The following is a 24935-nucleotide window of genomic DNA, read 5'->3' as shown; positions in this document are numbered from 1 at the left end:
ATCACTCATCTGGATGAACCTGTCCCTACGACTAATTACTGATTACTAATTACTGATTACTAATTACTTAATCTTATGACAAGTTCTGCTATCAATACAACTCCTGCTACTTTAGCCTTAAGAATTTCTCCGAGTAATGGTTTGTACAATACAGGAAATGGAATCTTAATTTTTCCGACCACAGAATTTTCGGGTAAATTTGAAACATTCCCTGGAAATATTCAAAATTTAGTCCCCCTTTCTAGTGGCATCGGAACAACTTTACCTGGGGCTGCTGGGGGAGTGCTTTTTGTACCGGATGAACCGATTTTAGAAGCGATATCAATTGAAACGAATACACCTGTTTATTTAGCCAAAACAGCAGATGGTCAATATCAAACTTTAGAGGGTCAAACAACAGGAGAGATTCAAGCAGGGCCAGCCGGAAGTACAATTTTTGTTCCCGATGGATATACCCCTGCAACCCCTAGCCCTACAGCAACTCCCAGTCCAACTGCAACTCCTAGCCCTACAGCCACACCCAGTCCCATAGCCACACCCAGTCCCACAGCCACACCCAGTCCCACAGCCACACCCAGTCCCACAGCCACCCCTAGTCCTAGCCCCAGCGAGTCCCAACCCATTCGGATTCAAGGTGCGGGCACAGGTACAGAAGGTGATGATACGATTCTGGGAAGTAATCAAAATGATACGATTTCTGGCTTAGACGGAAATGACAGTATCTTTGGTTTAGGAGGAAATGACCTTCTACAAGGAGATGCAGGACAAGATCAAATTAATGGTAATGAAGGAAATGATGCCATTGTCGGAGGCGCTGATGATGACTGTTTGCGTGGAGGTCAAGGGGATGATTTGATCTTCGGTGATGCCGGGAGTGATCTGGCTTTCGGTGATCGAGATAATGATACCTTGAATGGCGGAACCGAGGCAGATAGTTTATATGGTGGCCAAGGCAATGATAGTATCCGAGGGGGAGGCGAAGATGACCTCCTCTATGGGGATAAAGGTAATGATACGCTATCGGGTGAAGTGGGTAATGATAGCGTTAACGGAGGAGATGGAGACGATATTTTATCAGGAAATTCTGGTCAGGATTTCTTGAGTGGCGGTGCGGGAGATGATCAACTCTTTGGTGGCGGAGATGACGATAGTTTAGTCGGAGGTCAAGGGGCGGATATCCTCTACGGAGATTTAGGAAATGATACTGTCTCTGGCGGTGATGATAACGATCAACTGTTTGGAAATGCCGGAGATGATGTTCTCAATGGAGATAATGGAGCGGATAGTTTATATGGAGGTGCGGGGGAAGATATTCTCAATGGCGGTAAAGGTCGAGATTTCCTCTCCGGTGATGGGGGGAATGATTTATTAGCAGGGGGAGCCGGAGTAGACACCCTGACTGGAGGTGCGGGAGATGATATTTTTGTTTTGGGTTATGTTATTACTCAAGCTCCCAATGGGGGCAGCTTTATTACAGGAACTACAGGCGGAACCAGTATTGAATTAGCAGATATTATTACAGATTTTACCACAACTGATCAGCTTGGGTTATCGGGAGGATTAACATTCCAAGATCTCGAAATTTCCCAAGGTCAAGCCTCCAATGCCAGTAATACAATTATCAAAGATAAAAATACGGGTGAATTTTTAGCGGTTTTACAAGGGGTTAATGCGACTACCTTAAGCGAATCTAACTTTGTTCTTGACCCCACTGTCCCTCTTCCTCCCACAACTCCCCCAACCCCAACCCCAACAACCCCACCGACCACGACCCCAACCACTCCACCCATACCAACTCCCTCTCAACCCACACCTCCTCCGGTTGAACCCCCAACTCCAGCCGTTTTGCAGGCTGAAAATGATACGGTATCGGGTTTACAAAATAGTTTATTGGAGATTCCCTCTAATACAATCACCAGTAATGACACAGGGGTTGGACTGCTGACGGTGACAGAAGTTACTCAACCGTCTAATGGGACAGCAGTTTTAAATCGGGATAGTAGAATGATTACTTATACTCCTGATAAAAATTTTTCTGGTTTAGATACATTTGATTATCAAATCCGAGATGATAATGGAGCAACGGGAACGGCTACTATTACCGTTGAAGTTATATCTATTAATGAGCCTCCAATTTTAGATCTTAATAGTTCCCAACCGGGCAATAATTACAGCACTGTTTTTGTGGAAGGGACAACTCCGGTCGCAATTACTGGAAGTGTGAGTATTCTTGATGCAGATGATTCAGATTTGACTTCAGCAACGATTACTTTAATTAATAGTCCCAATGGTGACGTAGAAGGTTTGTCAATACAAGGAGCCTTACCTTCAGGGATTACAGCAGGAGCTTATGATCCGACAACAGGAATTATTCTCCTAACCGGAACAGCACCCATTTCTAGCTATGAAATTGCACTGTCTCAAGTTGTTTATAGTAATACTTCCCAAAATCCTGATCCTGAAAATCGAATCATTGATGTAGTCGTTACGGATCATGAAAATGATAGTAATATTGCAATTAGCACAGTTACTATTGATGCGGTTAATAATCCTCCCGTTAATACGGTTCCAGGAACACAATTAACAAATGGTAGTCAACCGATTGTATTTAGTCAAGCTAATAATAATCAAATTTTGATTAGTGACCCGGATGCTGATGGAAACCCGATTCAAGTTACCTTAACAGCTAGTACGGGAACTTTAACCTTGGGTGCAACACCGGCTAATGTGGAAATTTCTGGCGATGGAACAACAACAGTAACCTTAGTAGGTCGTCTGGAAAATATTAATACGGCTCTTAATGGTTTAACGTTCGCACCTCCTGCATCCTTGAATACCTCGGCAACTCTCCAAATTGTGACAACGGATAACGGAAATACAGGTAGTGGTGGCCCCCAAACAGCTTCTAGTACGNGGTGGGAACGCAAAATCAACTCTTAACAATATCCTCTTCCACTCTCTTAGCAAATGATACCGATCCGAATAATGATCCGTTAACCATTACACAAGTTAGTAATCCCACAAATGGGACGGTTACCCTCAGTAATGGAAATGTTCTGTTTACCCCAGTCAATAACTATACAGGGCCGGCTAGTTTCTTGTATACCATTAGTGATGGTCAGGGTGGAACCAGTAGCGCGACGGTTAACATTACTGTTAATCCCAATCAACCCCCAACCCTAGACTTAAATGGTAGCCAAGCGGGAAATAATACCCAAGTAGCCTTTCAACAAGGACAACCTGCTGTTGCGATCGCGAGTGGGAGTAGTATTGTAATTACGGATGCAGACAATACCACCATCCAGTCCGCCACAATTACTGTAACAAATCCACTCAATGGCGGTGGGGAAAGTTTATCAGCTAATGGTTCGTTACCTTCGGGGATTACCGCCAGTAGTTATAACAGCACCACCGGAATTTTAACCTTAACGGGGAATGCCTCACTAGCGGCTTATCAAACCGCCATTGGACAAGTTGTTTATAACAATACAGCTAATCCTCCCAATACCACCACCCGCCTAGTACAGGTTCAGGTGAATGATGGAACGAGCAATAGTAATACAGCGGCAAGTACCATTACGGTGATTGCTTTAAATCAGCCTCCTGTTGCTGTTACCGATGGCCCAATTTTTACTAACAATAGCATCCAATTCCCGATTTCTCCCTTAGCCAATGACACTGACCCCGATGGAGATGCTCTAACGTTAACTTCTGTGGATAATCCTCCCACCGCCCAAGGGTTAGTGACTCAAGCGGGGTCATTAGTTCAGTATACTCGCCTGGGAAGTAATACCGGGGTGGATAGTTTCAACTACAGTATTAGTGATGGTCAAGGGGGGACGGCGACGGGTCAGATTAATGTTGAATTGTTACCCTTAGCGGATGGGACTCCGAACTTAGTAACGGGAGGCAATTTTGGCGATAACCTCAATGGTTTGGGGGGAAATGACACCCTAACCGGTTTGGGGGGGAATGACACCCTGCGAGGAAATGACGGAAATGATAGTTTATCCGGTGGAAGCGGAACAGATCTGTTACAGGGAGGAATTGGAGAGGATACCCTGAATGGCGGTTTAACACCGGATACGATGACCGGAAATGAGGGAATTGACCAATTTCGTTATGAAACTGCTAATGATGGCGGTGGGTCGGGTTTTAATGCAAGTTCTAATACCGAGATTAAAGCTCAAATTGGAAGTGCTTTATATGATACTATCACCGATTTTGAAGGATTAGGGGCTGCGGTCGGAGATCAGATTAATTTTGCCACAACGGTGATTCAATCCTTTGCAAATATTGCCACAACGGTACAAACCAATATTACTGGAGATGTGATTCCGGGTACAAGTCCAGGTCTATTTGCCTTTAATGATGGCAGTAGCACTTACCTAATTTATGATGGTAATGGTGATAATACAACGGGTAATGATTCTCGAATTTTGGCAAAATTAGACAACGTTAATGGTGTGACAACCCTTAATGTTAATGACTTTGCTGGAATTGCTGGCTTAAATCTTCCTCCAGTAGTTCAAGGGAATACGACCGTTAATATTACTGAAGATATAACTCAAAATTTGGGAATTTCATCCCCAGTTGATCCCAATAATGACCCGTTAATTATTACTGTTAATAGTATTCCTGATAGCACTAAAGGAATCGTCCGTATTACGGGTCAAACTAACTCTATTATTATTGGTCAAACGTTAACGAGTGCTGAAATTAGCCAATTAGAATTTGTACCAAAAGCTAATGTTAATGGTTCAGCCGGGGTGTTTTTATATACCGTGAGTGACGGTGAAAATCCTGCGGTCAGTCAAACCGTTACGATTAATATTACGGCCGTTAATGATTTACCTGTTGCGGTTAATGATGGCCCAATTTTCACCAATAATAGTATCCAATTCCCCATTTCTCCCCTGGATAACGATACTGACCCCGATGGAGATGTTCTAACGTTAACTTCTGTGGATAATCCCCCTACAGCACAAGGGTTAGTGACTCAATCGGGGTCATTAGTTCAGTATACTCGTCTGGGAAATGCTACCGGGGTGGATAGTTTCAACTACACTATTAGTGACGGTCAAGGCGGAACAGCCACTGCTAATATTACGATTAACCTGTTACCTGTTGCTGATAATAACCCTAACTTAGTAACGGGAGGCAGTTTTAGCGATAACCTCAATGGTTTGGGGGGAAATGATACCCTCGTCGGTCTGGAGGGGAATGACACCCTGCGGGGAAATGATGGTAATGATAGTTTATCGGGGGGAAGTGGCAACGACCTTCTCGATGGAGGTGCAGGACAAGATAAGCTGTTTGGGGGTTTAGGACGGGATAGCCTCATTGGTAACTTAGGGGAAACAGACCTATTTATTTATAGTGATGCACTTGATGGAGGCGGTACTGCTTTTAATGCGGTGGGAACTACAATTACGACTCAAATTGGCAGTGGTTTCTATGATTCCATTAACAATTTTGAAGGTTTGGGTCAAGTGGGGGGTGATCAAATTAGCGTATCAACCAGTTTAATTGCAGATGCAGCTAATATTCTCCTCAGTGTACAAACGAATCTTTCAACCGATGTCTTGCCTACAAATAACCCTAGTCTATTTGCCTTTGATAATGGTAAGGATACTTACTTAATCTATGATGGCAATGGGAATAACACATCAGGAAATGATTCTCGAATTCTAGCTAAATTAGAGGGAATTACAGGCGTAACATCCTTGAATTCCGATGATATTATTCTGTTTTAGTTAGACTTTTGGGCGGGTTTTTCCCGCCCCGTTCTCACCCGAAGAAACCCAAAATAAAGACACTTGAAATTCAGTTAATTTATTGTTTTTGAGAGGGTGTATCTAATTTTAACTGAATGGAATTGTCTTTTTGCAACTCCACAACATTTTCAGGGGGAGTTAAACAAGTTTTTAAAACTTGATCAACGCCTAAATTTGTATTAGCTTGAATCAAGCCCACAACACAAAAAGACAACTTTTCAGGTAATACACTCCGACGACAACTATCAAGAATATTCAAGGGGTCGGATGAGTTAGTATTGCTGCTAATATTGACCACACAATTGGCTAATTCATCGGGACGCCGAACTTGCAAACAACCTGATAAAATTTGTTCTACAGGTAGGGCGGCAACATTTTTTTGCATTTGTGTGACACAATACCCCATATTTCTCGGCCTAGCTGCCATTGAACAGCCTTGAGTTGCCAATTCAACGGACAGACCAGCGTTAGTTAACTGTTGAGTACAGTTTCTATAGTCTTGTCGCCGAATTTGCACAAAAGACGGAAAAGCAGATGCCGGAGCAACGGGGACAAACAACGGAAATAAACTCACCGTTGCCACCACTGACAACCAACGCTGATTACGGGATAGGTGAGTCAGAAGTGCTTTTTTCAACCCAGAAGACATCACAATACAACGATTCATCGCGATTTAAAGTTTTGCACAATAATATCATAGGTAGGTTGACACTTCCTCACCCTAAAAGGGCGGAGATTCTTGGTTCACGGACTCAACTTATCTAAGCAGGTATGACAACCAACCCAGATAGAGGTTGTATCTCCCCAAAAGTGTTTAGGTCTGGCGACCAACTTCCGATAGGCCCTATCGTAGCTTTTTTGAGTCTATTGAATGCAGCCCTTTGATTCTATATTTTACCTAGGTTATAGAAACTGGAGCAAGCGATAAAAATTTTAGGTGATTTAATAAAAATTATTCTCTAAATGAGATTCAAAAATAGAATCGATTAAAAATATATTTTTAACCAATTTAAAGGTATATTTTTATTCTATTTTTGAATATTTAGAGAATATCTGAAGCGACTTTAACTTGATCTCGTCCTTCTGACTTGGCGTGATACATGGCTTTGTCTGCCGCACTAATCAACTCTTGTAAATGGGATTCTTCTCCGGGAATAGAACAGGCAACCCCTAAACTACTGGTAATATAAGAACGGATGGGAGAGGAACGATGGGGAATTTTTAAATATCGAATTTGCAGTTGAATTTCTTCAGCAACTTTACGCGCATTTTCTTGATCTAAATAGGGTAAAATTACAGCAAATTCTTCTCCCCCATAACGGGCGACTAAATAGGGTTCTGGTTCCCTAACTCTACGAACTGCCGTTTCAATAGCCTGGGCTATTTGTTGTAAACAATAATCCCCGGCTAAATGACCGTAAGTATCATTATAAAGTTTGAAAAAATCCACATCACATAAGATCATGGAAAGATAGTCTTCTTGGCAGGATTGCCATTGTTCTTGTAAGTAGCTATAAAATTGACGACGATTGGCTACTTGAGTTAAATCATCTAAAGAAGCTAGACGTTTCAGGTGTTGGTTTTCAGCTTGTAATTTAATTAATAATTTTTGCTGCATTTCAATTTGATTTTTGAGACTTTTAATCGTTGTATCAATCGGTAAATCACCAAAGGAAAAATTCGAGGCTGTCAAGGGATTATTCGCCTCAAGGGTTGAGGTAAAGGACGTTAGATATTGTACATTCAAGTCAGAATAACTATTCATCCATAACACCGGAACATTTTCAGTGATTTTAGCTTGCTTCAACTTGTGATAGGTTTCTTGGGGATTAGCTTGGTTGGGGTCAAAGGGAATCAGAATAACGTCTGGATTCGTATATTCTGCATGAAAAATCGCACTATCTGGATGAGGCGCAATCACAAAACTTAAGTGCAGTTGGTTCAATAATTTAACAAATGATCTAAAATTTAAGGGATGGGTTTCTTCTATAATAATAATCATATAGGGCTTTAATTGATTTTGATTCATCACGGGCGTGCAACCTGAGAAATTTAAGTTCAGCATTTTGACCTAATCCATTACGTCGGACTGAGTTAACTATCTAATGTTTGGTTAAAGATGACAGTGATAGCGCTTGGATGAAGCCGTGATAGTTCAAAAGCTTTGGCGTGACAGGGAAGGAAGATTTCCTGTGACTGACTGGGAAGTTTAAAAGTGATTGAGATCACAAGTTGACCTCGGTTGGCTCTGGGGTGCTGCGCGGTTGACCCTGGGTTGTTGAGGGTAGGATAGGAAAAGATAGATTTACTGTAGGGACTTTCTGGTTATGTCAATGTGGCCTAGTTTAGTAACCGCTTGTGCGTTGCTGCTATATTTAGCTGTGACGATTAATGTGGGGCGTGCCCGAATCAAGTACAAAATTATGCCCCCTCAAATGAACGGAGACGAGAATTTTGAGCGAGTGGTGCGCGTCCAACAGAACACCCTCGAACAATTGGTTTTGTTTCTCCCGACGCTGTGGTTGTTTTCGGAATGGGTGAGTCCAATTTGGGCTGCTGGTTTAGGTGCAGTTTGGGTCATCGGACGAATTTTATATGCTTGGGGATATTACCAAGTGGCTGAGAAACGGATGCTGGGGTTTGCCATCAGTTCCCTAGTAACATTTACTCTTCTTGGGGGTGCTATAGTGGGAATAATCCTTTCCAGCCTGTAGAAATTCAGATTATTTATTTTCTCAACAGTTGGTAACGCTCTGTTTTTTGGAACACGATGGCAATCGAACTTTTATCTTCAGAACAAACCCTTAACTTCGACCTCATCGAGCATCAATTGTTGCAATCGGCTTTATTACAAGCTGAAACTTTGGGTGAATTGACAGCTTTGATTGTTAATTATACTCATTGGGAAATTATGCAAGCCTTTGAACGACTTCCCTCTCCTCAACAACAGCGTGTACAGGAACTTTGGGAAGTCAATATTCCTCAACGTTGGCAATAATCATATTCTAATGTCCAACTTTCCTGGTCAACCCCAACAATCAGAACACCAGAGTCATCCCGACCCTGATCTTAACGGTTTTGAATACCCGGTGATTGATCTTGAACCGCCTTCCCCTAAGAAACCCAATTTCTGGCGGTTCTTAGCAATAGTCGCTAGTGTCGCTTTATTGATGGGACTCTTGCTATTTGCGAATGGGGTTTCTGTAAATACCACAATCTTTAGCAGTATTGCTCTAATGATTCTGGTTTTATGTTATCGATATCCCCGTCAAGGGTTATGGGCTTTTTTAATTTATTTACCCTTTGCGGGGACAATTTCTTATTGGGTTGGCAACGATCATTTTATTTTCCATTTAGCAAAAGATGGGTTTTATATCCCGGCTTTAATCGGTTTAATTGTTGAATTAAGAAAAAAAAAGTTACCGCTTATTGTTCCGCCTCAACTTAGAATTCCCCTGTTAATTTTGTTCACGATTGCTATTGTTACCCTCTTTGCTGTTAATGGTGTTCAACAACGACACGCCACGGTCGATAACCAACCGTTTGCCGTGGGACTCTTCGGCTTAAAAGTTTTACTGGGATATATTCCTCTGATTACCGGAGCCTATTATTTGATTCGGACTCGCAAAGAACTGCAATTTTTTTCTCGTTTGCAAATTATTTTAATCGTCATTTGTTGCATTTTAGGATTCATTCAATTTATATTAATAATAACGGGGTATTGTTCGGATAATAGCGGTTTACCAGAACATTTATTATTGAGGGCAAATGTGCAGCGTAAGTGTTTTGTGGGAGGCGCATTAGGATATTACCCATCGGAAAACTTTATTCGTTTACCCGGAACCTTTGTCGCGCCTTGGCATTGGTCTTGGTTTTTAGTATCCAGCACATTTTTTGGTTTTGCAACGGCCTTTAGTGACCCAAAATTGAAGTGGCGTTTAACGGGTTTAGCGGCGTTATCGTTAGTGATGCTCAATGCCATTATTTCTGGTCAAAGAACAGCTTTGTTAGCGGTTCCATCCATTGTGATTTTGTTGCTAGTGGCGACCAGTCATATCTCACGGGTTAAGCGCTTATTAGTGATTGTTGTAGGGATGGTGGCTTTAATTCTCGCCACATCAATTTTCGCACCAGAGGTCATGTCTGAACGAGTTGATAGCTTGATTGGACGTTGGAATGCTGATCCCCCGGCAGTGTTTTTAACGAAACAAACGAATTTGAGTTTGAAAGCCCATCGCGGTTTTTTAGGCAATGGTTTAGGACAAGCAACAACCGCAGCCAGAGGATTAGGAAAAACACGATTAATTGAAGCTTATTATCCTAAGTTGTACTATGAAATTGGCCCCTTTGGAGTTGCCGCTTTTTTATTCCTGGTGACAACAATTACGATTTTAGGGTTTAAATCCTATCATCAATTAATCGATCATAGTTTATGGGGTTATGGAATTACATTTTGGATTTTTATTGCTTTAATTAGCTATAATCCCTATTGGTATCCTCTCGATACCGATCCAGTGGCTGTTTATTATTGGTTTTTAGTGGGTGTCCTATTCAAATTGCCTAAAATTAAACAACAAGATCTGAAAAAAGAACAGCAACAAGAGCCCCTTCCGCTTTAATTTTTTTCAAAAACCTTGACACAAATATTCAGGGCATAAAACCAACAGGAATTGAGTAAAGCTCTAACAAAATGTTATAATTATGGCTTGTATTTTATAGAATTGACACAGTTCGGTTTAATGAGGTAAGCCACTTTACCCAATACCAGCATCCCCAGAGAAACTTTACCCAGTACACCAATAAACAATCAGAGTGGGTCTTTATTCCAACCTGTAGTGATTGGGAATGACCTCAATCCGTACCCCATTTTATCTGTTTCCAATTGAAATGAATCATTACAACCTGGATTTAACAAAAACTGAAGATATTCTCATCGTTGATGATACACCGGACAACCTCCATTTATTGTCCCGAATGCTCACTCGTCAAGGATACAATGTACGCAAAGCTTTAAATGGTGCGATGGCATTAACGGCGGCTCAAACCGTTGCTCCTGATTTAATTCTGCTGGATATTATGATGCCAGAAATGGATGGTTATGAGGTTTGTCAGAATCTCAAAGCTAATGCTAAAACCGCAGAAATTCCAGTAATCTTTTTAAGTGCTTTGGATGATGTTCTCGATAAAGTTAAAGGTTTTCAAGTGGGTGGAGTAGACTATATTACTAAACCCTTCCAATTTGAAGAAGTTTTAGCACGAGTTCAAAATCAATTAGCATTACGATCCGCAGAATTGGAAATTCGGGTTTTAAATTCAGAATTAGAAGCACGGGTAAAGGAACGGACTCAGCAACTTGAAGAAGCTAATGCCAAATTATTAAAAATGGCCCTTCATGATTCCCTAACGGGTTTACCCAACCGGGCCTTATTAATGACGGATTTACACCAATCCATTCAACGATCTAAAGCTGACCCTAATTATCAGTTTGCGGTATTATTTTTAGATTGCGATCGCTTTAAAGTTGTTAATGATTCTTTAGGGCATTTAGTCGGGGATGAACTCTTGATTTTAATTGCTCGTCGTCTTAACAGTTATATTAAACCCCAGAATACATTAGCCCGTCTAGGAGGAGATGAATTTGCAATTTTATTAACAGAAATTCCCGACTTTCCTCATGTTATTGAATTAGCCGATCAGATTTTAGACTCTTTTTCTAAACCTTTTCATTTAGAACGACATGAAGTTTTTATTAATGCCAGTATTGGGATTGTAATCGGTCATTCAGACTATAATGAACCGGAACATTTACTGCGTGATGCAGACACAGCTATGTATCGAGCTAAAGCATTAGGAAAAGGACAATATCATATCTTTGATCCGGTGATGCACGCCGCTGCTTTAGAGCGATTACAGTTAGAAACCGATTTACGTCGGGGTCTGGAACAGCAAGAGTTAGTCGTTCATTATCAACCAATTGTCGATTTGAATAGCGGAAAAATTGCTGGATTTGAAGCCTTAGTTCGATGGCGTCATCCTGAACGGGGTTTAGTTCCACCTGGTCTCTTTATTCCCATTGCTGAAGAAACGGGTTTAATTACTCCCATTGGCTATTGGGTTTTATTTGAAGCCTGTCATCAACTGCAAACTTGGCAAAAACAAAATTTAGTGGATTCCCGTTTATTTGTTAGTGTTAATTTATCTGTTAAACAGTTTACTCAACCCAATTTATTAGAACAAATTGATCAAGTTTTAGAACAAAGTCAACTTGATCCTGATTGTTTAAAATTGGAAATTACCGAAAGTGCGATTATGGAGAATGATAAGGATGTAGCTATCATTCTCAAAGAACTCAGAAAACGTCATATTTTAATTAGTATTGATGATTTTGGAACGGGTTATTCTTCCCTGAGTTATCTCCATTCTTTTCCGGTTGACACCCTAAAAGTCGATAAATCCTTTGTTCAACGTCTTAACTTAGAATCGGAAAATGTTGGCTTAATTCCTGTGATTATTAGTTTAGCTAAAACCATGAATATGAGTGTGGTTGCTGAAGGGATTGAATTACCTGAACAATTAGCCATCCTTAAAGAATTAAATTGTGGATTTGGGCAGGGATATTTCTTTTCTAAACCGTTACCCGGAGAAGAATTAATTAAATTGCTTTCATTAACTCCCCAATGGTAAATTATGAACCCAGATGAAACTTTTTCAACTCAGGGAAATTTACTCATCATCGATGATGAACCGGATAATATTCGGGTTTTGTCAGCGTTGTTAACTCAACAGGGATATTATGTCCGCAAAGCCTTAAATGCTGACATGGCAATGATCGCGATTACCGCTTTAAAACCCGATTTAATTTTACTCGATATTAGAATGCCCCAGGTCACAGGATATGAGTTATGTAATCAGCTAAAATCCTCTCCAGACACCTATGAAATTCCTATTATTTTTATTAGTGCGCTGAATCAAGTTGAAGATATTATAAAAGCGTTTTCTGTAGGAGGGGTAGACTATATCACGAAACCGTTCAAAGTTGATGAAGTCTTGGCACGGGTCAAAAATCAGTTAACAATTTGTCTGTTAAAACAACAACTAATCGCACAAAATCAAAAATTATTACAACAAAATAATCAATTACAAAATGAAATTAAAACCCGTAAAAAAGCTGAGGAAAATTTACAAACTGTGAACCGTCAATTGCAAAATTTAGCCTCTTGTGATAGTTTAACCAGTTTAGCTAACCGCCGACATTTTGATGAATATTTTGATCAAGTTTGGAAACAAATGATCGAAGAACAGCAACCCTTAGCTTTACTGGTTTGTGATTTAGATTATTTTAAAAATTATAATGATCATTATGGACATCCCGCCGGAGATATTTGCTTGAAATTAGTCGCCCAAGCCTTAGATCGATCTATTAATAATTCTACAGATTTAGTAGCTCGCTATGGTGGAGAAGAATTTGCCATTATTCTTCCCAATACGGATTTACAAGGAGCACTTAAAGTCGCAAAAACCATTCATCAAGAAGTCCAACGGCTTAAAATTAATCATGAGTATTCAAGGGTGAGTTCTATTGTAACGGTCAGTATCGGGATTTCTTATGGAATTCCTCAACCGAATACCTCTCCTGAAGAGTTATTAGAAATTGCTGATCAAGCCCTTTATGAAGCAAAACAAAAAGGTCGGAATCAATATTGTGTTAAAGTATAAATTAAAAAATAAAGATTAGCTTTAACTCCCAATTATCCCCATCTCGAATAATCTCAATTTGGTGAATAAATTCTCGAAAATAAAACCGTCGTTCAGGTTCGGATAAATCTAGCCAAAACTGTGGAATACAAACGGCTTGTGCTGTTTCTTTTAAATTAACGGGGGGAAGTTGGGCTAACTTTCCTTGTAATTGAGAAATTTCTGTCCGCAATTTATAAGTTCTTAACTCTGCTGTTTCTAAATCTAATATTCCCGCAGTTAATAAATCAGGAATTTGTAACAAAATCTCCTGTTTTTGGTTAATCTCCTGAATCATACCTTGTTTAACAATTTGTAAATCCGGTAAATTTAAACTAGAAACCGCCTCTGGTAAATCTTGACAAATTCGTTCAATCGTTAACTCTAATCCTGTTTGATAAGATAAGGCTTTGCACTTAGGATTTCGCGGACAATTTGTAGGACGTAAATACAAATATTCTTGATCTTTACGATAGGTTGTAACTCGTGAAACCGTCAGGGAAGATTGACATTCTCCACAAACAACTAACCCTGCTAAAGAACGCGGCGCACTCGCAGTTCGGGGGGGAAGGCGTTGATTTCGGCGTAATAATCGATCTATCTGGGCGGCTTCATCCCGTGAAATAATCGGAATATGGGTATTAGAAATAATCTCCCCATTTTGATATTCTAAATCCCCTCGATAAACCGGGTTTGTTAACCATCGTCGTCCCGTTGTGACAGATATTTTTTTACCATATCGTTTTTCTAAATAGCGCACCGCACCTCGCAAAGACCCATAAATTAAAAACCGCTCAAAAAACTCTTTAACAATCGGAGAAACGCTGCGATCTAAAATATAACGGTCTTTTCCCCGTCGATATCCGTAAGGTGCTTTACCCGGTGGAGGTAAGGTTTTAATTCGATTTTTAGCGTGTCCTTGACGAATGCGGCGACTCCGTTGGCGATTTTGAATTTCTATCAATAATTGCATTAAATCACTCCGATTAATAGGAGTTTCAGAGGTGTTAAAATCGGATTCTATTGCAATAATATTAATTTGAAATGATTCTAATTTTTGTAAGCGATCGCTCACTTCTAAAACAGAATCTCCTAACTCTTCTAACCGTCGAATTAATAAATATTCTGGGGGTTCTAAATCACAATCTTTCAATAATTGTTCTAGTTCTTCTCTTTCGCCTAAATCTTGATAAACCCGATCCACTTCCCATCCCCAAATTATCCGATCTGGGGGTTGTTCAAACAACGGATCAGTATAACAATAAGCAATAATTTTCATGCTTCATTTAATTCAATTATATTACCATCAGGATCTTGTGTAAACAAGGCAGCACGACCGGAAGCACTCATTTGAAAAGAACAATTATAAGTCATTAACTGTTGTTTCGCAGTTTCTAAATCTTCAACAGCAAAAGCCAAATGTCGATTTCGTCCCCATTTCTGATTATTAACTTGATCGTTAATTACAGTTTCAGCTTGAATTAAATGAATTTGAAACTCACCAATTTGATACCAAATACCCGGAAAATTTAACGGACGTTCAACTTTTTCTAAGCTTAACACTTGACTATAAAATTGTTCAGATTTTTCTAAATTAGACACTAAAATAGCAGCATGGAGATATTTATTGATTTGCATAATATCCAAAAACAAAACAATATATTAATTATATAACAGTCCTAAATAAGTAGGCCTATTTTCAATTGACTCAACCCCTAGCAAATATTGAAAATCTGATTAAATGGATGCGATCGCTAGTTGCAGAATTTTAATCATCATCCAAGGTGGGCTAAAACCCACCCTATTGTTAATTTTTAAAGAGTAAATTAGCGTTAGTGATACTAACATACTCCAAGACCTTTTGTTGAAGGTCAGTTTCAATCTCTTTGGGAGTGACAGGTTGAGGATATAATGACAGAATTTCTGTAATTTCTTTGACACACAGAGATAGCCGTTGAATATGCTTAGGTGTCATTTTGGTATCGGTGGATAAATCTAAAACCTCCTCAATAGGTGGTACCTCTTGAACTTTAGATTTATCCTCCTCTCGAACACAAGTTCCCCCATCACAGTCGATGTGTAATTCATGTTGATAATGGGTCGGAATTGCCCACCCTCTTTGTCCGGCGTGTTCATGACCGAGCTTTTCATTTTCGATATATTCACCTGCGGATTCAAAACGGTGTTCATGCCAGTAGGGGATGGTAAAATAACCAAAGGATTTCCGATATTCTTCAGAATCAACCAACTCTGAAACCAGGGCACCAACCCCATGACGAACTAAAATATCATCCCATTCATGTAGTTCTTCATTATTTTTGGGGGCTCGTCCTAAAAAATGTTTACAGGCATTTTCAATAAATTTCATATTAGAGCTATTTTCATAAAAAAGCTCTAAATAAATCGGACGAACTGCTAAACTTTTTAAGAAATGACGAATCCCTATTTTTCCTTTGATAAAATCTTTTTCTAAATCAACTAATTGTTTCCGTTCAGACTCATATAATTGCCGTTCTAAAACTTGTTGATAAATCTGTTTTAAAACAAATTCTCGTTCTTCCGGGGAAGCGTCATGACGAGTCGTTACAGGTTGAGTTAACGTCATAAATAAATTAAACTCCTGTGTGCATTAATATTCCAAATCAGCCTGAATTTACCTGCTATTGTATGAGGATTGAAAATATCATTCCTGTGGCTGGGAACGAAGGAACACCCTGAAAAAAATCAACAATCAATCCGTTTTAAACACCACTTCGTTGAACATTTGCCATCAGTTTAGGGGGAGTATCTAACACTTCTAAAACAATATCCATATAGGGTTTTAATAACTGGTTACAGACACTAGGTAATTGTTCTTGTAGGCTTTCTTGAAGATAGGTATAAGCTTGAAGGCACTGGACATTTTTTTCGTGGGCGGCTAAAATATTTGCCAGCCACAGCATTAAAGATTCCTTAAAAAAGTGAGGGTCATCGCGTAACAAGGCAACAGACATCAAACACATCGTCATCGACATATCATAAACACAGCGTTTGGAATGCTTTTGCATGATTTCTGGATGAGACAGCATGAATTTCTTCAGGGCTTGTTTAATTAAACCTGCTGATTTTACCCGCAACACTTCATAGGTTTTAGTTCGAGCATTTAAGGTCTGAACATACTGATGCAGAGGTTTGAGTTCTGCATTGGTTAAATATCGTCCGTCGCATTGGGTGATTAAGTCATCCCACGTTGAATTAATCGTTGGCATTTTAATCTCCTCTGTCTAGCCAGAATCCTATCTTCTAATTTGATACAAAATTAAATCTAAGTCAAGAAATTGATGTAATTTTTAATAAAAACCCAATAATTAGTTTATTTTTACAACAGTAATTGTACGGGCAATCATGCCCAATAGATGATCCTGTGTTCACTCTTGTCAAGTGTCAAAAAACGATCCTTTGATGAGCCTGCCCTCACCCCACCGATTAGGGAAATCACGCTATGGTGAACATTATAGATCATTGGGGAGAGCCTTACAGGAACATAGAAACATGAGATTATGCCAATATGAAAGCAGACAGGAGGCAAAAGAGATTACTGTCAACCTTAAACCGAATCTCTACCCTGTCCCCTGGAAATTTATTTCTGAGGTTTATCCCAAAAGTCCATTAAAATCAACTAAATTATGAGCGTTCTCTGATTTGAAACTGTACGCCTTTAATGAGTCAACCTTTAATTAAATACCATGAGTGTAAAAGACAAACCTAAATTTCCCCGAAATCTTCCCATCGGAAGTATTTTATTTTGGTTGGGTGTAATCTTCTTAATTGCTAACCTGACATTACCCGGATTATTCGGGCCACAAATTCCTCGTGTTCCCTATAGTTTATTTATTGAACAAGTGGAAGATGGGCAAGTTTCCCAAGTTTATCTCAGTCAAGATCAAATTCGCTATTTAGTAAAAGGAGAACAGGAAAAACCGGGACAAATCCTATCAACAACTCCGATTTTTGATATGGATTTACCCAAACGTTTAGAAGCCAAAGGCGTTGAATTTGCGGCTGCCCCACCTCCTCAGAATACTTGGTTTTCGAGTTTAATTGGTTGGGTAGTTCCCCCCTTAATTTTTGTGGGAATTTGGGTGGCTGTCGGACAATTCTTACAAAGCCGAGGGGGAGGAATTGGAGGGCCACAAGGGGCACTTTCCATTAGTAAGAGTAAAGCCAAAGTTTATGTGGAAAATGATGCCACAAAAGTCACGTTCAAAGATGTGGCAGGGGTTGAAGAAGCCAAAACCGAATTAGAAGAAGTGGTGGAATTTCTTAAGACTCCCCAACGATTTTTACAAATCGGAGCCAGAATTCCTAAAGGCGTATTATTAGTCGGCCCTCCTGGAACCGGAAAAACCTTATTAGCTAAAGCCGTAGCCGGAGAAGCGGGTGTTCCATTCTTTAGCATTTCGGGTTCAGAATTCGTCGAATTGTTCGTTGGCGCAGGGGCAGCGCGGGTTCGAGATTTATTTGAACAAGCCAAAAAGAAAGCCCCTTGTATTATCTTTATTGATGAATTAGATGCCATTGGAAAATCACGGTCGAGTGGCGGAATGTATGGGGGAAATGATGAACGAGAACAAACCCTAAACCAGTTATTAACCGAAATGGATGGGTTTGCAGCCGGACAAGCAACGGTAATCGTTTTAGCGGCTACAAACCGCCCGGAAACGTTAGACCCCGCCTTACTGCGTCCCGGTCGATTTGATCGTCAAGTTTTAGTGGATCGTCCTGATTTATCCGGTCGGTTACTAATTTTAGAAATCTATGCTAAAAAAGTTAAAATTGGGACGGATGTTGACTTAAAAGCGATCGCCACTCGTACCCCCGGTTTTGCAGGGGCAGATTTAGCCAATTTAGTTAATGAAGCTGCCTTATTAGCCGCTCGAAATAAACGGGAAACCGTCAGCCAAGCGGACTTTGCAGAAGCCATTGAACGGGTAGTTGCGGGGTTAGAAAAAAAATCCCGTGTTCTCAATGAAAAAGAGAAGAAAATTGTGGCTTATCATGAAGTCGGTCACGCGATTGTTGGCGCTGTTGTTTCTGGTCAAAATAAAGTGGCTAAAATCTCCATTGTGCCACGCGGAATGGCTGCATTAGGATATACCTTACAACTGCCAACCGAAGACCGTTTCTTACTCAGTGAAGAAGAAATGAAAGCCGAAATTGCCACCTTATTAGGGGGGCGTTCAGCCGAAGAAGTTGTATTTGGAAGTATTACCACAGGGGCTACCAACGACTTACAACGGGCGACGGATTTAGCTGAACGAATGGTTACCAGTTATGGCATGAGTAAAGTATTAGGGCCGTTGGCTTATGAAAAGGGTCAACAAAACAATTTCCTCGGCGATAATATGATGATGAATCCTCGCCGTTATGTCAGTGATGAAACGGCAAAAGCCATTGATGATGAGGTGAAACAACTGGTTGAACAAGCCCATCAAACCGCTTTGGATATCCTGAATCAAAATAAAGATTTAATGGAGCAAATTGCCCAACAAATCTTACAAACGGAAGTCATTGAAGGGGAAAATCTGCAACATTTGTTAAATCAAGTTAAGTATGAAGGCAAAATTCCCGCCGCGATCGCATAATTGATCTATCCCCCCTCGTTCCCTGGTTCTACCAGGGAATGCCCATCAGAGGCTCTGCCTCTAAATAGATTATCCGATTCAGTGAAGGGTGGCAGAGCCACCCAAAAAGCATTTCTAGGTAGAACCTAGAAACGAGAGGAACGAGAGAAATGAGAGCAAACCAGAGCCTAAATTTATGACGATTAAAAGAAGACCTAAATTACCCAGTTCTCAAAAAGTTGCCCAAATTTTATTAATTTCAGCCGGAGTTATTTTAATTGGAAATTGGTTGTTTCCTCAACTGACTCGTCCTCGTTTTCCTAAAGTTCCCTATAGTTTTTTTATCCAACAAATTGAAGATGGTAAAGTCTCAAAAGTTTTAGTCGGAGAAAATGAGATTCTTTACCAAATCAAAGCAGACAAAAATCAACCTGAAAGCATCTTATCCACCACCCCGATTTTTGATTTAGAACTTCCCAAACGCTTAGAAGCAAAAGGGGTTGAATTTGCTGCTTCTCCACCCCCAAAACAAAGTTGGTTAAGTGTTATTTTAAATTGGGTGATTCCCCCTTTAATTTTAGTCGTCGCGTTTCAATATTTCATGAAACGAGATCCCCAAGGAGCATTATCGATTAATAAAAGTAAAGCTAAAGTTTTTGTTAAAGGTCAAACGGATAATATTACCTTTGCAGATGTCGCCGGAGTAGACGAAGCCAAAACCGAATTAGCAGAAATTGTAGATTTCTTAAAAAATCCCCAACGGTTTACGGAAATTGGAGCTAAAATTCCCAAAGGTGTGTTATTAGTCGGCCCCCCAGGAACGGGAAAAACCTTATTAGCAAAAGCTGTAGCCGGAGAAGCCGGAGTTCCCTTTTTTAGTATATCTGGTTCTGAATTTATCGAATTATTTGTGGGAACCGGAGCCGCGCGAGTTCGAGATTTATTTGAACAGGCGAAAAAGAAAGCTCCTTGTATTATTTTTATTGATGAATTAGATGCCATTGGTAAATCCAGAAGTAGTGGCAGTTTCCAAAGTGGCAGTAGTGATGAACGAGAACAAACCCTGAACCAATTATTAACAGAAATGGATGGGTTTGGGGTGGGAGATGCAACGGTAATTGTCTTAGCCGCAACTAACCGTCCCGAAGCTTTAGACGCGGCATTATTACGTCCTGGGCGCTTTGATAGACAGGTTTTAGTAGACAGACCCGACTTAGCCGGACGCAAAGCCGTTTTAGATATTTACGTTAAAAAAGTTAAATTAGAAACGGATGTTGATTTACACGCTGTTGCCACAAGAACCCCAGGTTTTGGGGGGGCAGAATTAGCGAATTTAGTCAATGAAGCTGCTTTATTAGCGGCTAGAAATCAACGAAAAACGGTGAAGCAAGAGGATTTTTATGAAGCCATTGAACGGGTGGTTGCTGGGTTAGAAAAACGCAGCCGTGTGTTGAATGAAAAAGAGAAGAAAATTGTCGCCTATCATGAAGTTGGTCATGCGATAGTCGGGGCGTTAATGCCGGGAGGGGGAAAAGTGACTAAAATTTCCATTGTACCCAGGGGAATGTCCGCGTTAGGATATACCTTAAGAATGCCAACGGAAGACCGTTTTTTAATGGATGAACTGGAATTCCGCGAACAAATTGCCATGCTATTAGGGGGACGGGCTGCTGAAGAATTAATCTTTGGAACTGTTACCAATGGCGCATCGGATGACCTACAACGGGCTACGGAATTAGCCGAAAGAATGGTACTTAATTATGGCATGAGTAAAGCCTTGGGACCCTTAGCTTATGAAAAAGCCAAACAGAATAATTTTTTAGGTAATGCTGATGCTAATCTTCGCCGTCCCATGAGTGAAAAAACCGCAGAAGCCATTGATGATGAGGTGAAAGATATTGTTAATAATGCTCATCAAAAAGCGTTAGCAATTTTGAATTACAACCGAGAATTATTAGATGAAATTGCTGGCAAAGTATTGAAAACAGAAGTCATTGAAGGGGAGGAATTACAACAATTTTTAGAACAGGTTAAACCTGTATCTCGATAATTGATATGTTCCATAAAACCCTTTCAATTCTTACTGTTCCCTGTTCCCTTGCGCGTAGCGCTATACAATAATTGTACGATTAACGATTGATAAATGCCTGCTAATTATACCGAACTCGAAAAACGCCTTTGGGAAGCCGCCGATGAACTGCGGGCGAATTCCAAACTCAAACCCTCGGAATATTCTGTACCCGTATTGGGGCTGATTTTCTTACGTTATGCGGATTATAAATTCAGTTTGGTTGAACAAGAATTAGCGGGGGTGAGTACCCGTCGCCGCAGTGTGGGAAAGCTGGACTATCAGGCGAAAGGGGCGTTATTTTTAACAGAAAAAGCCCGGTTTGATTATTTGCTGAATTTGCCGGAAGCTGAAGATATTGGTACAGCCATTAATCAAGCGATGAAAGCAATAGAAGATGAAAATGAAGAATTAAAGGGAATTTTACTTAAAGATTATAATCGTTTAGAAAAACCAACGCTGCGAGAGTTATTAAAAACGTTTAATCGAATTAAATTAGCAGAAATTGGTGAGGATGCCTTTGGGGAAATTTATCAATATTTTTTAAGTAATTTTGCCCAGAAGGAAGGACAAAAAGGCGGGGAATTTTTTACGCCGATTTCGGTGGTTAAGTTAATAGTTGAAGTCATTGAACCAGATCACGGATTAATACTCGACCCGGCTTGTGGGGCGGGGGGAATGTTTGTGCAAAGTGCGATGCGGGTCAGGGAAAAGTTAGGACGTGACCCGAATACTGCTATTAGTGTTTACGGTCAGGAAAAGACGGAAGGAACCGTTAAACTGTGTCAGATGAACTTGGCGGTACATGGGATTTCGGGTTTACGGAATATCCGACAGGGGAATACCTATTATGAGGATATCCACAACTGCGTGGGGCAGTTTGATTTTGTGATGGCAAATCCACCGTTTAATGTGGATGGAGTGGATAATAAAAAATTGGAAAATGATCCTAGATTTCCTTTCGCTAAACCGAAGGTAGACAATGCGAATTATCTTTGGATTCAGTTGTTTTATACAGCTTTAAACAATACGGGACGGGCGGGGTTTGTGATGGCGAATTCTGCCTCGGATGCACGGGGTTCTGAATTGGAGATTCGGCAGGAATTGATAAAAACTGGGGCGGTGGATGTGATGATTGCCGTTAGTTCTAATTTCTTTTATACGGTAACATTGCCTTGTACGTTGTGGTTTTTGGATAAGGGAAAGGCGAAAACACATCGGAAAGAAAAGGTTTTATTTATTGATGGGCGGCACATTTACCGACAAATTGACCGCGCCCACCGCGAGTTTACGGATGAACAGGTAGAATTTATTTCTAATATTGTGAGATTGTACCGAGGGGAAGCACCGGACACAAAAAATGGCAGTAAAATTTTACTCGATACTTATTTTCCAGAAGGAGCTTATCAAGATGTGGCGGGGTTATGTCGGGTGGCGACAAGGGCGGAAATTGAGGCGCAGGGTTGGAGTTTGAATCCTGGGCGTTATGTGGGCGTCGCCGAACGTCCGGTGGAGGATTTTGATTTTGCTGAAAAGTTGGAAGAATTGAATGAGGAATTGGAGAGTTTAAATGTTGAGGCGAGGGAGTTAGAAGAACGAATTGCTGAGAATATCGCGCAAATTTTAGGGGTTTGAGGGATGAGTATAATTAAGTTAAGGAAAATGAGATTAAACTTTCAGCCGTTAATTAAGAGGAACTATTTATGAATGCTTATAAAGCTTACATCACGATAGAAGACCCGAAACAGGTGATTTTATCAGATTTACCTTTTCAACCTGGACAGCGAGTAGAGGTGATTATTTTAGCAGAAGAAAATCCCCGTGCAGAAATGAGTCGAAAGTTACGAGAATTATTTGACCGCACCCAGGCTTTACCAGGAGTAGAAGATATTACTGAAGAAGAAATTACCGCAGAAATTGAGGCTTATCGTAGAGGAGAATGAAAGTTATTATTGATACCAATGTCTTAGTATCTGCTGTTCTAAAAGGACGCAATCCGAGAATTGTGATTCAGTTTGTGGCTGATCATCCTAATTATGAATGGATTATATCACCAGAGATTTTAACTGAATACAAGGAAGTTTTAAATCGTCCCAAGTTTCCTTTAACGGAAGAAATACGGACAGAGTGGTTAACTTTTATAGAGCAATTTACTACAGTTTTAGAAGTAAATGTTGAGGTAGATTTCCCTAGAGATAGAAAAGATGCTAAGTTTCTGGCTTGTGCTGTGGTGGCTAAGGCTGATTTTTTGATTACAGGAGATAGAGATTTAACTGAAGTAAAAACCTGGGAAGATACTAAAATTATTTCAGTTTCTTTGTTTAAACAGTTGGTCATTGATGCTAGTTCTTAAAAGTTAATGAGGGAAAAGGATAAATTTAATGAATTGGAAAGAAGCAAATCTAGGTGAATTAATTACCTTTCAAAGAGGCTTTGATATCACCAAGAAAGAATTAACACCTGGAAAATATGATGTAATTTTTTCATCTGGCTTTGGTGGTAAACATAGCGATTTTAAAGTGAAAGCTCCTGGTGTTGTTATAGGTAGAAAAGGAACCCTGGGTACGGTTTTTTTTGCTACTCAGGATTTTTGGCCGACTGACACTACGCTTTGGGTAAAAGATTTTCACGGAAACCATGAAAAGTTTGCATACTATTTCCTTCAAACTCTACATTTAGAGCAGTATGATTGTGGTGCAGCAAATCCAACATTGAACAGAAACCATATTCATACAATCCCTGTTAGGTTTCCACCTCTCCCAATACAACGCAAAATTGCTGCTATTCTCTCAACTTATGATGACCTAATCGAAAACAATACACGACGAATTAAGATATTAGAAGAAATGGCGCGATCGCTCTACCGTGAATGGTTCGTTAACTTCCGTTTCCCCGGACACGAACAAGTCAAAATGGTTGATTCAGAATTGGGTTTAATTCCTGAAGGTTGGGAAGTTGTACTTTTAGGTAAACTTGTATCGTTCCAAACTGGAAAGCTGAATTCTAATGCAGCTAAACATAATGGTAGTTATCCTTTTTTTACTTGCTCTCAAGATATATTAAGAACAGATACCTATTCTTTTAATACTGAATGTGTTTTGCTAGCGGGTAATAATGCAAATGGAATATTCCATATCAAATATTTTAAAGGTAAATTTGACGTATATCAGAGAACCTATGTTATTCGTACTTTAGATTCAAAATTAGTTACAAATTATTACTTATATTTCGCTATACAAGCGCAATTAGATCACCTAAAAAGTATTTCTACTGGAGCAGCAACCAAGTTTCTGACCTTGACTATATTAAACAATCTCAAAATTATTGTATCTGATCCTAAAATTCAAAAAGAATTTGCAAGTTTTATTTCGGATGTCTTTTCTCAAATTGAATTATTACAATCTAAAAACGATAACCTCCGCCAAACCCGCGACCTACTCCTCCCCAAACTCATCTCCGGTGAAATAGACGTAGAAAACCTCGACATCAAAACCGGAGAAATCGCTGCCTAACCTCATATAATATAGATCAATTCCACCAACAAACTCCATCCATAACCCACCCTTGCAAAATTAGCTATTTGAATAATATCAAAGTCAGAGAAACATCAAAAAAACCAAGAGGTTTGGGAAGGACGCAAAGTCCGTTAACTTAACCTCAAAAGCCTTGAAATAAATTTCAGGCTAAAAGCTAAAACCCGTTAAAACGGGTTAATAAAGAACAGTTTTAGTCATCTTTAGATGCCGATCGCTA

The 24935-nt window shown here is 39.9% G+C and carries 19 protein-coding genes; 13 read left to right on the top strand and 6 right to left on the bottom strand.

The window, feature by feature from the left end; genetic code table 11:
* The first annotated feature begins 75 nt into the window (after positions 1 to 75).
* Entirely contained in the window at positions 76 to 2940 is a 2865-nt protein-coding gene (locus PL9214_RS32765; RefSeq protein WP_186440429.1) for an Ig-like domain-containing protein, read from the top strand.
* On the top strand, positions 2916 to 5756 hold the full coding sequence (locus PL9214_RS31495; RefSeq protein ID WP_186440428.1) for an Ig-like domain-containing protein: 2841 nt from the start codon (positions 2916 to 2918) through the stop codon (positions 5754 to 5756). Before PL9214_RS32765 ends, PL9214_RS31495 begins: the two co-directional genes overlap by 25 nt.
* Before the next feature lie 79 nt (positions 5757 to 5835).
* Here PL9214_RS31495 and PL9214_RS20815 read toward each other — a convergent pair whose 3' ends face one another.
* Together PL9214_RS20815 and PL9214_RS20810 are read right to left on the bottom strand one after the other, a co-directional pair.
* On the bottom strand, positions 5836 to 6444 hold the full coding sequence (locus tag PL9214_RS20815) for a hypothetical protein (RefSeq protein WP_083580113.1): 609 nt from the start codon (positions 6442 to 6444) through the stop codon (positions 5836 to 5838).
* A 375-nt stretch (positions 6445 to 6819) separates the two neighbouring features.
* A complete protein-coding gene (locus PL9214_RS20810; RefSeq protein WP_186440427.1) occupies positions 6820 to 7806 on the bottom strand; it encodes a GGDEF domain-containing protein in 987 nt (328 codons plus the stop codon).
* A gap of 298 nt (positions 7807 to 8104) precedes the next feature.
* On the opposite strand from PL9214_RS20810, the gene PL9214_RS20805 reads away from it, so the two are divergent.
* The 5 genes from PL9214_RS20805 to PL9214_RS20785 all read left to right on the top strand — a co-directional run bounded on the left by PL9214_RS20805 (position 8105) and on the right by PL9214_RS20785 (position 13493).
* Positions 8105 to 8491: an MAPEG family protein gene (locus PL9214_RS20805; RefSeq protein WP_072720667.1), complete on the top strand. Its 387-nt coding sequence runs from the start codon at positions 8105 to 8107 to the stop codon at positions 8489 to 8491.
* A gap of 56 nt (positions 8492 to 8547) precedes the next feature.
* Positions 8548 to 8775: a hypothetical protein gene (locus PL9214_RS20800; protein WP_072720666.1), complete on the top strand. Its 228-nt coding sequence runs from the start codon at positions 8548 to 8550 to the stop codon at positions 8773 to 8775.
* A 10-nt stretch (positions 8776 to 8785) separates the two neighbouring features.
* Positions 8786 to 10396 (top strand): hormogonium polysaccharide biosynthesis protein HpsL, encoded by a 1611-nt coding sequence (gene hpsL / locus PL9214_RS20795; protein WP_072720665.1) that lies wholly within the window; start codon positions 8786 to 8788, stop codon positions 10394 to 10396.
* 268 nt (positions 10397 to 10664) lie between these two features.
* Positions 10665 to 12461, top strand: coding sequence for a putative bifunctional diguanylate cyclase/phosphodiesterase (locus PL9214_RS20790; RefSeq protein WP_072721162.1), 1797 nt, complete (start codon positions 10665 to 10667; stop codon positions 12459 to 12461).
* Between the two features lie 3 nt (positions 12462 to 12464).
* On the top strand, positions 12465 to 13493 hold the full coding sequence (locus PL9214_RS20785) for a GGDEF domain-containing response regulator (protein WP_072720664.1): 1029 nt from the start codon (positions 12465 to 12467) through the stop codon (positions 13491 to 13493).
* A gap of 1 nt (position 13494) precedes the next feature.
* Here the strand turns inward: PL9214_RS20785 and PL9214_RS20780 are convergent, their stop codons facing one another.
* From PL9214_RS20780 to PL9214_RS20765, 4 genes are all read right to left on the bottom strand, one after another.
* Positions 13495 to 14790: a recombinase family protein gene (locus tag PL9214_RS20780; RefSeq protein ID WP_072720663.1), complete on the bottom strand. Its 1296-nt coding sequence runs from the start codon at positions 14788 to 14790 to the stop codon at positions 13495 to 13497.
* Entirely contained in the window at positions 14787 to 15149 is a 363-nt protein-coding gene (locus tag PL9214_RS20775) for a VOC family protein (RefSeq protein WP_072720662.1), read from the bottom strand. The genes PL9214_RS20780 and PL9214_RS20775 overlap by 4 nt, the downstream gene beginning before the upstream one ends.
* Before the next feature lie 169 nt (positions 15150 to 15318).
* Positions 15319 to 16116: a phycobilisome rod-core linker polypeptide gene (locus tag PL9214_RS20770; RefSeq protein ID WP_072720661.1), complete on the bottom strand. Its 798-nt coding sequence runs from the start codon at positions 16114 to 16116 to the stop codon at positions 15319 to 15321.
* Between the two features lie 136 nt (positions 16117 to 16252).
* Positions 16253 to 16759 (bottom strand): bilin-binding protein, encoded by a 507-nt coding sequence (locus tag PL9214_RS20765; protein WP_072720660.1) that lies wholly within the window; start codon positions 16757 to 16759, stop codon positions 16253 to 16255.
* A 477-nt stretch (positions 16760 to 17236) separates the two neighbouring features.
* On the opposite strand from PL9214_RS20765, the gene ftsH4 reads away from it, so the two are divergent.
* The 6 genes from ftsH4 (at position 17237) to PL9214_RS20735 (ending at position 24694) form a co-directional block, all read left to right on the top strand.
* On the top strand, positions 17237 to 19135 hold the full coding sequence (gene ftsH4 / locus PL9214_RS20760; protein ID WP_072720659.1) for an ATP-dependent zinc metalloprotease FtsH: 1899 nt from the start codon (positions 17237 to 17239) through the stop codon (positions 19133 to 19135).
* A 175-nt stretch (positions 19136 to 19310) separates the two neighbouring features.
* Complete coding sequence (ftsH, locus tag PL9214_RS20755) at positions 19311 to 21164, top strand: ATP-dependent zinc metalloprotease FtsH (protein WP_072720658.1); 1854 nt, start codon at positions 19311 to 19313, stop codon at positions 21162 to 21164.
* A 93-nt stretch (positions 21165 to 21257) separates the two neighbouring features.
* Positions 21258 to 22817 carry a type I restriction-modification system subunit M gene (locus PL9214_RS20750; protein ID WP_072720657.1) on the top strand — a complete coding sequence of 520 codons (1560 nt, stop codon included), beginning with the start codon at positions 21258 to 21260 and terminating at the stop codon, positions 22815 to 22817.
* Positions 22818 to 22885: 68 nt separating this feature from the next.
* Positions 22886 to 23125 (top strand): hypothetical protein, encoded by a 240-nt coding sequence (locus PL9214_RS20745; RefSeq protein ID WP_072720656.1) that lies wholly within the window; start codon positions 22886 to 22888, stop codon positions 23123 to 23125.
* The gene (locus PL9214_RS20740; protein ID WP_072720655.1) at positions 23122 to 23535 is read left to right on the top strand and encodes a putative toxin-antitoxin system toxin component, PIN family; all 414 of its coding nucleotides are present in this window, start codon (positions 23122 to 23124) and stop codon (positions 23533 to 23535) included. The genes PL9214_RS20745 and PL9214_RS20740 overlap by 4 nt, the downstream gene beginning before the upstream one ends.
* Before the next feature lie 28 nt (positions 23536 to 23563).
* Positions 23564 to 24694: a restriction endonuclease subunit S gene (locus PL9214_RS20735; RefSeq protein WP_072720654.1), complete on the top strand. Its 1131-nt coding sequence runs from the start codon at positions 23564 to 23566 to the stop codon at positions 24692 to 24694.
* Positions 24695 to 24935: the final 241 nt, after the last annotated feature.

The organism is Planktothrix tepida PCC 9214, assembly GCF_900009145.1.
Lineage (GTDB): Bacteria > Cyanobacteriota > Cyanobacteriia > Cyanobacteriales > Microcoleaceae > Planktothrix > Planktothrix tepida.
Note: the sequence above shows the minus strand (reverse complement) of the source record. Positions and strands in the feature narration are given on the sequence as shown.

Excerpts from the sequence above, each read along its gene's own strand:
- PL9214_RS20815 (WP_083580113.1), bottom strand. The coding sequence starts at position 6,444 with ATGAATCGTTGTATTGTGATGTCTTCTGGGTTGAAAAAAGCACTTCTG.
- PL9214_RS20810 (WP_186440427.1), bottom strand. The coding sequence starts at position 7,806 with ATGAATCAAAATCAATTAAAGCCCTATATGATTATTATTATAGAAGAA.
- PL9214_RS20805 (WP_072720667.1), top strand. The coding sequence starts at position 8,105 with ATGTCAATGTGGCCTAGTTTAGTAACCGCTTGTGCGTTGCTGCTATAT.
- PL9214_RS20800 (WP_072720666.1), top strand. The coding sequence starts at position 8,548 with ATGGCAATCGAACTTTTATCTTCAGAACAAACCCTTAACTTCGACCTC.
- hpsL (WP_072720665.1), top strand. The coding sequence starts at position 8,786 with ATGTCCAACTTTCCTGGTCAACCCCAACAATCAGAACACCAGAGTCAT.
- PL9214_RS20790 (WP_072721162.1), top strand. The coding sequence starts at position 10,665 with ATGAATCATTACAACCTGGATTTAACAAAAACTGAAGATATTCTCATC.
- PL9214_RS20785 (WP_072720664.1), top strand. The coding sequence starts at position 12,465 with ATGAACCCAGATGAAACTTTTTCAACTCAGGGAAATTTACTCATCATC.
- PL9214_RS20780 (WP_072720663.1), bottom strand. The coding sequence starts at position 14,790 with ATGAAAATTATTGCTTATTGTTATACTGATCCGTTGTTTGAACAACCC.
- PL9214_RS20775 (WP_072720662.1), bottom strand. The coding sequence starts at position 15,149 with ATGCAAATCAATAAATATCTCCATGCTGCTATTTTAGTGTCTAATTTA.
- PL9214_RS20770 (WP_072720661.1), bottom strand. The coding sequence starts at position 16,116 with ATGACGTTAACTCAACCTGTAACGACTCGTCATGACGCTTCCCCGGAA.
- PL9214_RS20765 (WP_072720660.1), bottom strand. The coding sequence starts at position 16,759 with ATGCCAACGATTAATTCAACGTGGGATGACTTAATCACCCAATGCGAC.
- ftsH4 (WP_072720659.1), top strand. The coding sequence starts at position 17,237 with ATGAGTGTAAAAGACAAACCTAAATTTCCCCGAAATCTTCCCATCGGA.
- ftsH (WP_072720658.1), top strand. The coding sequence starts at position 19,311 with ATGACGATTAAAAGAAGACCTAAATTACCCAGTTCTCAAAAAGTTGCC.
- PL9214_RS20750 (WP_072720657.1), top strand. The coding sequence starts at position 21,258 with ATGCCTGCTAATTATACCGAACTCGAAAAACGCCTTTGGGAAGCCGCC.
- PL9214_RS20745 (WP_072720656.1), top strand. The coding sequence starts at position 22,886 with ATGAATGCTTATAAAGCTTACATCACGATAGAAGACCCGAAACAGGTG.
- PL9214_RS20740 (WP_072720655.1), top strand. The coding sequence starts at position 23,122 with ATGAAAGTTATTATTGATACCAATGTCTTAGTATCTGCTGTTCTAAAA.
- PL9214_RS20735 (WP_072720654.1), top strand. The coding sequence starts at position 23,564 with ATGAATTGGAAAGAAGCAAATCTAGGTGAATTAATTACCTTTCAAAGA.